The organism is uncultured Microbacterium sp., assembly GCF_947632095.1.
GTDB lineage: Bacteria > Actinomycetota > Actinomycetes > Actinomycetales > Microbacteriaceae > Microbacterium.
Genome location: NZ_CANROA010000002.1, coordinates 1 through 11,479 on the forward strand (window position 1 = coordinate 1; position 11,479 = coordinate 11,479).

The 11,479-nt window shown below is 68.9% G+C and carries 10 protein-coding genes and 1 pseudogene; 3 read left to right on the top strand and 8 right to left on the bottom strand.

Annotation, left to right across the window (positions count from 1 at the left end; genetic code table 11):
- A pseudogene (locus Q0Z66_RS01220) lies at positions 1–455 on the bottom strand (hypothetical protein); the annotation flags it as partial.
- A gap of 118 nt (positions 456–573) precedes the next feature.
- A complete protein-coding gene (locus Q0Z66_RS01225) occupies positions 574–1,647 on the bottom strand; it encodes a glycosyltransferase (protein ID WP_298036732.1) in 1,074 nt (357 codons plus the stop codon).
- A gap of 64 nt (positions 1,648–1,711) precedes the next feature.
- On the opposite strand from Q0Z66_RS01225, the gene Q0Z66_RS01230 reads away from it, so the two are divergent.
- Entirely contained in the window at positions 1,712–3,472 is a 1,761-nt protein-coding gene (locus Q0Z66_RS01230; RefSeq protein WP_298036734.1) for a DUF4012 domain-containing protein, read from the top strand.
- A gap of 150 nt (positions 3,473–3,622) precedes the next feature.
- A complete protein-coding gene (locus Q0Z66_RS01235; protein WP_298036737.1) occupies positions 3,623–4,213 on the top strand; it encodes a hypothetical protein in 591 nt (196 codons plus the stop codon).
- 212 nt (positions 4,214–4,425) lie between these two features.
- Here Q0Z66_RS01235 and Q0Z66_RS01240 read toward each other — a convergent pair whose 3' ends face one another.
- The 6 genes from Q0Z66_RS01240 to Q0Z66_RS01265 all read right to left on the bottom strand — a co-directional run bounded on the left by Q0Z66_RS01240 (position 4,426) and on the right by Q0Z66_RS01265 (position 10,345).
- Complete coding sequence (locus tag Q0Z66_RS01240; RefSeq protein ID WP_298036739.1) at positions 4,426–5,877, bottom strand: LCP family protein; 1,452 nt, start codon at positions 5,875–5,877, stop codon at positions 4,426–4,428.
- On the bottom strand, positions 5,874–6,341 hold the full coding sequence (purE, locus tag Q0Z66_RS01245; RefSeq protein ID WP_298037014.1) for a 5-(carboxyamino)imidazole ribonucleotide mutase: 468 nt from the start codon (positions 6,339–6,341) through the stop codon (positions 5,874–5,876). The genes Q0Z66_RS01240 and purE overlap by 4 nt, the downstream gene beginning before the upstream one ends.
- Positions 6,342–6,443: 102 nt before the next feature.
- A complete protein-coding gene (locus tag Q0Z66_RS01250) occupies positions 6,444–7,622 on the bottom strand; it encodes a 5-(carboxyamino)imidazole ribonucleotide synthase (RefSeq protein WP_298037016.1) in 1,179 nt (392 codons plus the stop codon).
- A gap of 32 nt (positions 7,623–7,654) precedes the next feature.
- Positions 7,655–8,212, bottom strand: a complete 558-nt coding sequence (locus Q0Z66_RS01255; RefSeq protein WP_298036742.1) for a PH domain-containing protein — start codon at positions 8,210–8,212, stop codon at positions 7,655–7,657.
- 71 nt (positions 8,213–8,283) lie between these two features.
- Complete coding sequence (locus Q0Z66_RS01260; protein ID WP_298036745.1) at positions 8,284–9,072, bottom strand: biotin--[acetyl-CoA-carboxylase] ligase; 789 nt, start codon at positions 9,070–9,072, stop codon at positions 8,284–8,286.
- A complete protein-coding gene (locus tag Q0Z66_RS01265; protein ID WP_298036748.1) occupies positions 9,056–10,345 on the bottom strand; it encodes a CDP-glycerol glycerophosphotransferase family protein in 1,290 nt (429 codons plus the stop codon). The genes Q0Z66_RS01260 and Q0Z66_RS01265 overlap by 17 nt, the downstream gene beginning before the upstream one ends.
- Positions 10,346–10,442: 97 nt before the next feature.
- Between Q0Z66_RS01265 and Q0Z66_RS01270 the strand changes: the two genes are divergently transcribed.
- Entirely contained in the window at positions 10,443–11,468 is a 1,026-nt protein-coding gene (locus Q0Z66_RS01270; protein WP_298037019.1) for a glycosyltransferase family 2 protein, read from the top strand.
- Positions 11,469–11,479: the final 11 nt, after the last annotated feature.

The window sequence follows — 11,479 nt, forward strand, 5'->3', positions numbered from 1 at the left end:
TCCTTCTGGAGCATGGTGATGAGAACCTGCGGGTTCATGTTGCACGACTGCGCGACCTTGTAGATGATCCGCGCCGCGGTCTCACCCGAGGACGCCGCGTACCCACTGCAGTACGCGTCGGCGGACTTCTTCTGCGTCGGCGCCTTGAGATCCCTCAGGCACACATATCCCGACTGGCAGCGCGAGACCTTCGAGTTCAGGAAGGTCTGGATCTGCGCCTCGGTCATCGTGCTCTTGTCCGTGAACACGGCGTCGCTGATGATGTTGCCGGGCGTGAACCCGACCAACGAGGTCTTCACGACGCCGGTCTTGGTCAGATCGGCGAGAGCGCGGGGAGAAGAGACCGACGTGCTGGAGGAAGCCGAAGCCGACGCCACCGAGACCGGTGCCACTGTGCCGACGACGAGGGCCGTCGCGGCGACAAGGACAGTGAGGAATCGGGCGATCCTGGGCACGTTTCGAGAGCGTGGGGCACGTCGAGACATGTGACTAGTGTGACGGAAGTCGCGTCATGGTGCCACTGAGCCCGCAGAAACGACAGAAATCTCCGGCGTGTCGCCCTGATTCCCTGTGTCAGAGGTCGGCGTGCAGAGACCAGACCCGTTCCGCGGAACTCGCCCAGGAGAACGCCCGTGCGCGGTCGTCGGCCAGCACCGACAGGCGTTTCGACCCCGCGCCGACGGCTTCGGCCACGGCATCCGCCAGCCCCTCGGATGCCACGAGAGAACCGCCCTCGGCGATCACGTCCCGGTGCACACCGCTGTCGACCGCGACGATCGGAACGCCCAGTGCCATGGCCTCCATCGCCCGCCACGGCCAGACGCCGGCAGGGTTCGTCGCGACGAACGCCGACGCACCGGCGAGCACGGCGGCGCGATCGGCGCTGTGCAGCGCACCCCGGATGTGCGCCCGTCGCTCGGCGAGACCGGCTGCTGCCGCCATTTCGGCCAGGCGCGGCTCGGCGCCCTCCGCGGCATCGAGGACGACGACATCCGTATCGGCGGCCGCGGCGGCGCGGAATCCCTGCTCAAGATCGCCGAAGGAGCCGGCGAGCACGAGGTACTCCGCCGGCAGCGTGTGCTCTTCACGGCGCGCAGCCGCGTCGTCCGGCGCTGAGAAGCCCTCGGGAGGCGCCCCGGCGATCACCCGCACGCGATCGCCGAGGCGTGCGATCTCCGATAGCCGCGCCGCCATGGCGTGCGTGGGGACGACCACCGCATCCGCATGCCGGACAGCACGACGCAGCATGCCCCGGTGCCACGCGACGGTCGATTTAGGCAGGGTGGACGGTGCATCCCACGGGCTCAGATCCCACAGCGTCACCGCGACCTGATCGTCGTTGTGCAGCCGATCGTGCTTGACCAACGGGGCCATCATGCTCGGAGCGTGGATCAGCCCGCCGCCGACGCCCGGCGCGAGCCCGAGCTGCCACGATGCGGCGAGTTCGCGCCGCGCGAGTCCGAGCGTGCGGGTGCCGGTGAGGCCGGCGATGCCCGCGCTGCCGCCGGCGGGGACGATCGCCTCGACCGAGCACCCCGATGGCGCCGTCTGCACGAGTCCCGCGGCCAGATCCAGCGCCGCGCCGGCCTGATCGGGGTCGACGATCTGCGCGACCTGATCGAGGACGACGCGCAAGATGACACTCATATCGAAAGAATAACCGCGATGTGCGTCAAACCCCGGGATGCTGTCCACATGCTTGAATGCTCAGGTGAGTGACGGACGACTTCCCGTACAACGGCGCTGGGTGAAACGGGTCATCGCGGCGGTGATCGCGTTCCTCGTGCTGGCGATCGGCTGGGTCGTGATCCGCGGCGTGGGCGCGGTCAGCGAGCTTCAGAACGCCAAGAGCGCGGCTTCGCAGATGCGCGATGCGCTCGGCGAGGGCAACATCGAACGCGCCGAACGGATCGCCCCGCGCATCGCCGCGCATGCGGCGACCGCGCACGATCTCACGGATGACCTCATCTGGCGCGGATTCGAGTTCGTGCCCTGGCTCGGGGCGAACTTCACCGCTGTGCGAGAGGTGGCAGCCATCACCGACAGCGTCGCATCGGATGCCGTCGCCCCCGTGCTCGAGATCGCCGCCGACCTCGATCTCGGCGATCTCGGATTCGCCGGAGGGGTCGTCGATCTCGCCCCCTTCGCCGAGGTGGAGGCCCCGCTCGCCTCGGCCAGCGCCGCTCTCTCCGCCGCCGAGGTGCGCGCGCAGCAGATCGATGCGGACGCCACACTGCCGCCCCTGGCCGGGGCCGTCGGCGAGATGCGCGACGTCGTCACCGAGGCCTCGACCATGATCGGCGCGCTCCACGGCGCATCCGTACTCCTGCCCTCCATGCTCGGCGGCGAGGGGCCGCGCAACTATGTGATCGCGATGCAGAACAACGCCGAGCTGCGCTCCAACGGCGGAATCATCGGATCACTCGCACTCATCCGGGCCGAGAACGGGCACCTCCGCATCATCCGTCAGGCGTCGACGCGCGACTTCCCCACTCTGAGCGAGCCACTGCCGCTCAGCGAATCGACGGTCGCGCTGTTCGAGGACCGTCCGGGCCGCTACATGCAGAACATCACGAGCATCCCCGATTTCGCCGAGGCCGGTGAGACCCTGGCCCTGCGCTGGCAGGAGCGCTTCGGCGAGACGGTCGACGGCGTCATCGCCGTCGACGCTGTCGTCGCCACCCATCTGCTGGATGCGACCGGCCCGATGGGCTTCGGGCCGTTCAGCGTCGATGCCGAGAACGTGCTCGAGGTGCTGCTCTCCGAGATCTATGCGGCCGTCCCCGACCCGGCCCAGCAGGACGCCCTGTTCGCCCAGGCCGCGAACGGCCTGTTCGCCGCCGCATTGGGAACCGCCGAGCCGCAGAAACTGCTGGTCTCGCTCGCCGCGGCGGCCGAGGAGAACCGCATCCGGATCTGGAGCGCGCACGAGGACGAGGAGGAGCTGCTCGCCGCGTCGAGCCTGGGCGGCTCGCTCCCCCGCGATGGTGAGCGGGCGACATACGTCGGCGTGCTCCTCAACGATGCCACCGGCGGGAAGATGGATTTCTACACGACCGCCGACATCGAGACGTCCGTCGGCATCTGCGAGGGCGAGCCGACGACGCAGGTGCGGGTCACATGGACCAACAATGCTCCATCGGATGCCGCGGAGACGCTCCCGGCGTACGTGACGGCGGATGGCGCCTACGACGTGCCTGCCGGAAGTGTGCGAACGCTCATCGCCGTCTACGGCCCCGAGGGGGCGACGGTGCGCTCCACCGCGCGAGACGGCGTCGACGCGGGCGTCCAGACGGCGCTGCTCGGCTCCCGCAGCGCCGTCCAGCACGACGTGACGCTCGCGCCGGGGGAATCGACCATGGTCACCGTCTCCTTCGTCGGAACGGGCGCCGGCGAGCGGCTCACGCAGGTGCAGCACACCCCTATGATCACGACTCCGGACACGACACGCGCGGGGATCACCTGCGAGTAGTGACAAACATCCTATGGATGAGCTAGTCTCATCATCACTGGGGAATACCGGGTCCTTTTCATACTGCCGTGGGGGCAGGGAGGACCCACATGATCGAACGCAGGGGTGTGTTCGAGCATGATTCCGCGTGCATCTCTCTGGGGGAGAAACATGCTGAAGAAACTGGCTGTCATCAGCCTGACCGCTGGCGCGCTCGTGCTCTCTGCACCGGCCGTCGCAACTGCTGCGCCGTCCGGCATCACGCCGGCAGCCGATGCCTATACCGAGCCTCCGCGCGTGACCGTCGACGATCCGGTGATCCGGCTCTGCGAGGTCTCGACGATCGTGTTCGGCAGCGGCTACTTCCTGCCCGGTGAGAACGTGGCTGTCGGTGTATCCGGCAAGAACGCCGCAGCCTCGTCGTTCTCGGGCAACGTCGCGAACGCCGATGGTGGGCTCGTGCTCTCCTTCCGCGCGCCTGCAGACGGAGAGGGCGCCTACTCGGTCGCCTTCACGGGTTCTCGCTCGTACACGGCCTTGATCACCGTGTCGAGCGGACGTGACGCGGTCTCGAGCTGCAATCACGATCCCGGAACCGCGCCCGCCGGCACGGAGCGTCCGCTGACCGATGGACCGATGGAACTCGCCCTCACGGGCGGCGGCGTCTCGCCGTGGGCTCTCGGGGGCGGCGCACTCGCCCTCGCGGCCGGCGGAGTTCTCGTCGCGGCAGGAGCCTCGCGCCGCAAGCGCGCCGAGGTCTGATCACCGCAGAAGCGGTGATCGAACGCCGGGCGGCGACGGTCCCTCCCCCTCCGACCTGTCGTCGTCCGGTGCATCCGGTACGTACCCGGAAGGCCCACTGTGCCCCATCGTGAGAACACGATGACGCGCAGTGGGCCCTTTGGTCGTTCCCCCATGCCGTACCCTGTGATCCCGTCCGGAGGAGCTCCTCGCTCCGGCCGGGATCACAGGGATCAGGGCTGCGGTTCCGGTGTCTCCGTCGGCGGGTGCAGGGTCTGCTGCACGAGGTCGCGGATGAACGCATAGTCGGGGTTGAACTCGTCGACGCCGAACTTGGGAACCAGCTCGATCGTCGTAACGGGCTGCTCGCGGGCCAGCAGCATGAGGTCGAAGAACTCCGAGAGCTTCGCCTTGGGGAGGTCGGTGTCGACCAGAACCGTTCCCGCCGCCGCGATCTCATTGAAGCGGGCGAGCACGTTCTGCGGAGTGAACTGCTCGAGGATCGCGAGCTGCAGCTCGCGCTGGCGCTCCATTCGATCCCAGTCATCCGTCGTGTAGCGCGAACGGGCATACCACTGAGCGGTGTCGCCGTCCATGTGCTGGGCGCCCGTCTCGATCCAGCCGATCGCCCACTCATTGGCGTCCGTGCCGGTCCAGCCCTCGGGCGGACCGCCCTTGGGCAGGCGCTCATCGACGGTGATGTCGACACCGCCGAGGGCATCGATCATCGTCGCGAAGCCGTCCATGTCGATGAAGATGTAGTAAGGGATCTCGATCCCGAGGATCCCCTCCGCGGCATCCTTCGTCGCCTCGATCCCGGGCGCGGAACCATGGTTCGCGGCATCCGGATACAGACCGACGCCGGCGTCATCGCGGCAGACCTCCGCCGCATAGCGCACGTGGTTCATCCACCCGTTCCAGCCGCAGGTGTCAGACGACTGGCCCTGGAATCCGCCGGGATAGGCCTCCTGCATCGGGCTGCCGTCGCTGAACGGCGCGTGCGGGAGCTCGCGCGGGATGCCGACGATCGTGACGGCGCCGCTCTCGGCGTTCACCGAGACGACCGAGATGCTGTCGAAGCGCATCGAGTCGCGCCCGTCGCCGCTGTCGGCGCCGAGCAGAAGAATGTTGTAATAACCGTTGCTCGGTTCGACGCTCGGACCGCTGTTGCCGAAGATGTCTCCGATGACGCCGCGGCTCGTTCCCGCGATCGTCGCGCCGTAGGCGGCCGAGCCACCGACGAGTCCGAGCAGGAGGAGTGCGACGACGGGGATCGCCAGCCGCGATGCCGGCGGCGCCTTCACCAGACGCACGAGACGCAGCGTGTCGAAGGTGAGCACGACCCACAGCAGGGCGTAGAAGACCAGCAGCACCTGAACGCCCGTGAGCGCGAACCAGTTCGTCGCGAGCGAGACGAGCGAGGTTCCCCAGATGACCGCGGCGACGGCCAACGCGATGACGATCAGCCAGCTCAGCAACGTCGCGCCCAGGCCGAACCGGCCGAGCTTGCGGTTGCCGCCGCCGAGCACCTGGGCGGAGCCCGGCACGAGCACGTTCATCAGCACGAGCCACCAGCCACGGCGCCCCATGAACGCGGGGTCCTCGACGTCGGGGTTGCGCAGCGGATGCGTCTCTATCAGCCGCTCACCGGGCCGTGACGTCGCGCGCGGCGCCGCATAGGTCACAGGGAGTCCTTCAACCGTTCGTTCTTCTCGGCGACCTGCGCCTCGAGCGAGCGGGCGTAGTCCTCGATGCGGTCGCCGAGAGCGGCATCGGATGCTCCGAGGATGCGGGCCGCGAGGATCCCGGCGTTGCGGGCGCCGCCGATCGAGACGGTCGCGACCGGGATGCCCGCCGGCATCTGCACGATGGAGAGCAGGGAGTCCATGCCGTCGAGGTATGCGAGCGGCACGGGAACGCCCACGACCGGCAGAGCGGTCATCGAGGCGACCATGCCCGGCAGGTGCGCTGCTCCCCCGGCGCCGGCGATGATGACCCGGATCCCGCGAGCACGCGCCTCACGGGCGTACTGCATGAGCTTGTCGGGTGTGCGGTGCGCCGAGACGACCTCGACCTCGTGCGGGATGCCGAAGTCGGTGAGCGCCTGCGAGGCATCGCTCATCACGCGCCAGTCCGAGTCGGATCCCATGATGACGCCGACGACGGGTTCTGCGGAGGAGTGCATTGGCTCAGTCACTCCCCCAGGGTACGGTCTGCCCGCCGTGCTTGCGCTGTATGGCGCGCTCACGGCTCAGTCGAACTGCGCCGCGGCGGCGCGTGCCGTGTAGACGACGTCGTCGAGATCAGCGCCGGCGACGTTCACGTGTCCGACCTTCCGTCCGGGACGGGCAGCCTTGCCGTAGGTGTGGATCTTGGCCTCGGGATGAGCGGTCATCGCGGCTTCGAAGCGGTCTTCGAACGTGCCCTCGGCGGGCCCGCCGAGGATGTTGACCATCACGGCCCAGGGGGCGCGCGGTGCCGCATCGCCCAGGGGCAGATCCGCCACAGCACGCAGGTGCTGCTCGAACTGGCCCGTCACCGCGCCGTCCTGGCTCCAGTGTCCGCTGTTGTGCGGACGCATCGCCAGCTCGTTCACGAGAATGCGCTCATCATCGGTCTCGAAGAGCTCGACCGCGAGCATGCCGGTGACGCCGAGACCTTCGGCGATCTGGCGACCGATTCCCTCGGCGACCTGGGCGAGTCGTTCGCTCGCCCCCGGGGCCGGTGCCAGAACCTCGGCGCAGACGCCATCGCGCTGCACGGTCTCGACCACCGGATAGGCGACCATCTGTCCGCCCGGGCGGCGTGCGATCTGCTGCGCGAGCTCACGGGTGAACGAGACGAGCTCCTCCACGAGGAGCGCGCCGATCTCGGCGAACCAGTCCGCGGCCTCCTCACCCGAGGACACCACGCGCACGCCCTTGCCGTCATAGCCGCCGCGAGGGGTCTTCACGACCGCACGACCGCCGTGGTCATCGAGGAAGGCCTGCAGCTCCTCCGCGTTCGCGACCGCCGCCCAATCGGGCTGCGGAACACCGAGCTCGGCAAGACGGGCTCGCATGACGAGCTTGTCCTGCGCGAATTGCAGCGCATCAGGGCCGGGGCGCACAGCGATGCCCTCATCGGCGAGCGCGCGCAGCACCCCCTGCGGCACGTGCTCGTGGTCGAACGTGATGACATCGACGTCCTGCGCGAACGCGCGGACGGTGTCGAGGTCGCGGTAGTCCCCGACCGCAGTGGCCGCCAGCTGCGCCGACATCCCCTCGGCCTCCGCGAGGACGCGGATCTCCAGTCCCAGCTCGACCGCCGGGGCGATCATCATCCGGGCCAGCTGTCCTCCGCCGATCACACCAACACGCAACGCCATCGAGTTCTCCGTTCGTCCCGACCATTCTTCCGCATGCCGAGTGCCTCGAGAACCGCGTTGCACGGAGTACCGCGGCACGGAGTTGCCGCCCGGGCTCAGAGCGCTGCGGTCGGCGCTTCGGGAAGAGTCTGCGCATCGCGGTGCGCAAGGATCTGGTTGACCTCGATCTGATCGGCCAGGGCCTCGTGCACGAGCCGCACGTGGGGGACGTTCGACAACCGCACCGGTTCATCGACGCCGTTGGACAGGGTGATGGTCCCGGCACCCCATAGCCGCTGGAGCAGCCCGCGTCGCACCGCGATCGAATAGCCGCGAACGTGCGAGATCTCCCGCCGATGACGGGCCCCGAGCCCGTGGCGGACGATCACACGACGCGTCGTCACCGTGTAGGAGCGCGAGACCCAGACCAGATACGGCAGGACGCAGCCCACCAGGATCACCAGGCCCGCTGCGGCCAGCAGCATCCAGTTCTCGTAGCCCGCCGGCAGGTTGTTGTAGAAGTAGGCGGTGGCGCCGAAGACGGCGATCACCAGCACTGACGACCAGAACAGGCCACGGGCATGACTGCGGAACCGCGCGATCAGCCGCTCTTCGGCCGGCGCGCCCGGAGGCGGCATCGTCGGCCTGCCTCCGAGAGCGACGGGCTGGGTCATTCCTCCATTGTGCCTGGAGCCGCGGACATCGCCGTCCGCCGTGCGGCGTGTCCGATCCGCCCGGGGTGTCGTCAGCCGAGACGGGCGTGCACGATATCGCCCGCGGCGATCAGCCGCTCTTCGCCGTCCACGACGATCGCCAGGCGCCCATCAAGATGGAGCCGCGTGGCGGTCCCGCGCATCTGCGTGCCGTCGGGCAGCGAGACGTCGACCGTTCGCCCGATCGTGATGCACCTCTGCGACACCACGGCGTGCACGCCTGCGCGACCGGCATCGCCATCAGCGCGCAGACCGCCCAGAAGCTCATCGACCCGGCCCACATAATCCGCCACGAGCCGATCCTCGTCGCACTGCGCGCCGATCACCGCGAACGACGTCGCCGTCGGCACCGGCAACTGCTCCGTCGTCATCGCCGTGTTGATCCCGGCGCCGAGCACCACCGCCTGTCCGGTCGCCTCGGCGAGGATGCCGCAGATCTTGCGTTCGTCGACGAACACATCGTTGGGCCACTTCACCCCGACCTCGTGGTCCGGGAGCTGAGCGGCCACGGCATCCGCCATCGCCGCTCCCGCGATCAGCGGAATCCATCCGAACGCCACCGGATCCGCCGGCAGATCCCGCAGGAGCACCGAGATCGCCAGAGCCGACCCCGCCGGTGTCACCCATGAGCGATCCAGCCGACCGCGCCCCGCGGTCTGATCCGCTGTCACGATCACCGAGAGGTGCGGGTACTCCGGTGATTCTGCGGATCGGTCGCGCAGCTCGGCGTTCGTCGAGGGCGACTGCTCGAGCGCATCCACCCGTCCGGCCACCGCACGCGTGCGCGCGAAGCCGGCTGCGCGGTCAGACGACCAGCTCATCGTCCTTCTCTTCTTCGTCGTCATCGTCTTCATCCGTGACGACGGATCCGATCTCGCGCTGGTGCCACTCATCCCACTCGGCCATCAACTGCTCGATCGCGGCGTGGAACTTCGCGGTCGCGACGCCCGGCGTCGTATCGCCGAAGTAATGGCGAACCCACATGCGCAGCTTCGCGATGGCCTCCTCGTCGGCGCGCACGCGCTCGACCTCCGCAACGATGCCGGATGCCCTATCGACCGTCAGCCACTCGCAGTCCGAGAGATAGCCGCCCGTGTCGACGGATGCGCGCTCATCGGCCGGCCGGGTGATCAGCAGCGGCTTGCCCACGGCGAGACGGTCGTAGACCATGGCCGAGATGTCGACGATGGCGACGTCGGATGACGCCAGCTGCCAGCCGAGCTCGGGACCGTCGTCGTAGACGTGCCCGGCCGCGGGGTCAGCCTCGTTCGCGGCGGCGATCGCGGCGACGATGCGCCGATGCGCCGCGCCGTAATCCGCATCGACGACGCCGCTGCGCGGGTGCGGGCGGTAGACCACGCGATGCTCGCCCGTGGCCAGCAGCGCGGCGACGAGGCTCTCGCCGTGCGTCGCGATCGAGCCGTAGAACGCGCTCGGGCGGTCGCCCTCCCAGGTGGGCGCGTAGAGCACGACCGTGCGCTCGTCGGCACTGAACGGGAGCGAGCCGGAGTAGTGGTCCGCCTGCGGGCGCCCGATCTCGATCGTGCGCCGATCGATGTCGAAGTCCCACAGGGTGCGGGAGAGCCGATCGCGCGCGGCCTGACCGGCGACCAGTGCGTAGTCGTACGCCTTGTACTGGTTCGTCGTCATGTACATCTTGTCGGACTCGCCGTGGTTGATGAACACATGCCAACGGCGGCCATAGCGGAACATCTGGAAGTTGCGCGTGTTCTGGTTCACGTACAGCACGATGCGGATGTCCTGCGTGCGGATGAAGCGCTCCATGTAGCGCACGGTCGGCACGAAGGCGACCGGCGGAGCGTCTTCGGCGATGAGCTTCTCCGCGCCGGTCGCGCTGCGGGAGAGCACGACCACGGGCCACTTCTTCGCCAGCTCGGCCAGCGGCTTGTACCACTGGCGCATCTGGTACATGTTGACCGCGCCATCGGCGAAATACACCGCGATCTTGTAGTGCTCCTCCGGGTGCGGGGGCATCGCCGCGAGAGTACGCCGAACGTTCTGCACGGCTCGACGCGAGCGCAGGGCCTTTCGCAGGAGGCGATAGGACTTCTTGACATCTCTTACAGCACCCACATGACAAGCCTACGCAGGCCTACCCTCCGCGTCATGACATGATCGGGGGGTGGGAGAGAACGATTCGACAACACCTGCGGCCGGCGTCTCGTTCGTCATGCCCGTGCTCAACGAGATCGACTACCTCGAGCACGCCGTCGCCTCCGTCCTCTCGCAGGAGATCGACGGCCCCTCCGAGCTCATCCTCGCGCTCGGCCCCTCCACCGACGGCACGACCGAGCTCGCCGAGCGCCTCGCCGCAGCCGATGACCGCATCCGCCTCGTCGACAACCCCGCAGCCCACATCCCCGTCGGCCTGAACGCGGCGATCCGCGCGAGCAGCAGCCCCGTCATCGTGCGCGTCGACGCGCACTCCGAGCTCTCCCCCGGGTACGCCCGCCGCGCGATCGAAACGCTCGAGCGCACCGGAGCCGCGAACGTCGGCGGCCTCATGCGCGCCGATGGCCGCAGCCCGTTCCAGTCCGCGGTCGCCCGCGCCTACAACTCCCCCGTCGGCCTCGGCGGCGGCGCCTACCACGGCACCGACCGCGAGGGCGAGGCCGAGTCCGCCTACCTGGGCGTCATGCGCCGCGACGTCCTCGACGAGGTCGGACTCTTCGACGAATCGATCCGGCGCGGCGAGGACTGGGAGCTCAACCTGCGCATCCGTCAGGCCGGCCACACGGTCTGGCTCGACCCGCAGCTGTCCGTGACCTACTGGCCCCGCGAGAGCTGGTGGCGGCTGGCCCGACAGTTCCGCGCCACCGGTGCGTGGCGCGGCGAGCTCGTCCGCCGCTACGGGCGCAGCAACGGCATCCGATTCTTCGCCCCGCCCGCACTCGTGCTCAACGTCGCGGTCGCCGTGATCGTCGCCGTGCTGCAGCTGAGCGGTGCACTGCCGACCACCGCGGCGCTCATCGCGAGCATCGTGTATCTGCCGCTCGCGCTGTATGTTCTGCTGGTGCTCGCCATGGCCCTGCGACCCGGTGGCGGGCGCACACCGCGCGAACGCCTGTGGACCCTCGCCGTCCTGCCGACCATGCACCTCTCCTGGGGCTCCGGATTCCTCACCGGCGTGCTGCGCGGCGCGCGCGACACCGTCGACGCCTCGCGCCTGGGTTCGCAGAACACCCCGCTCCCCTGAGCCGAGCGCCG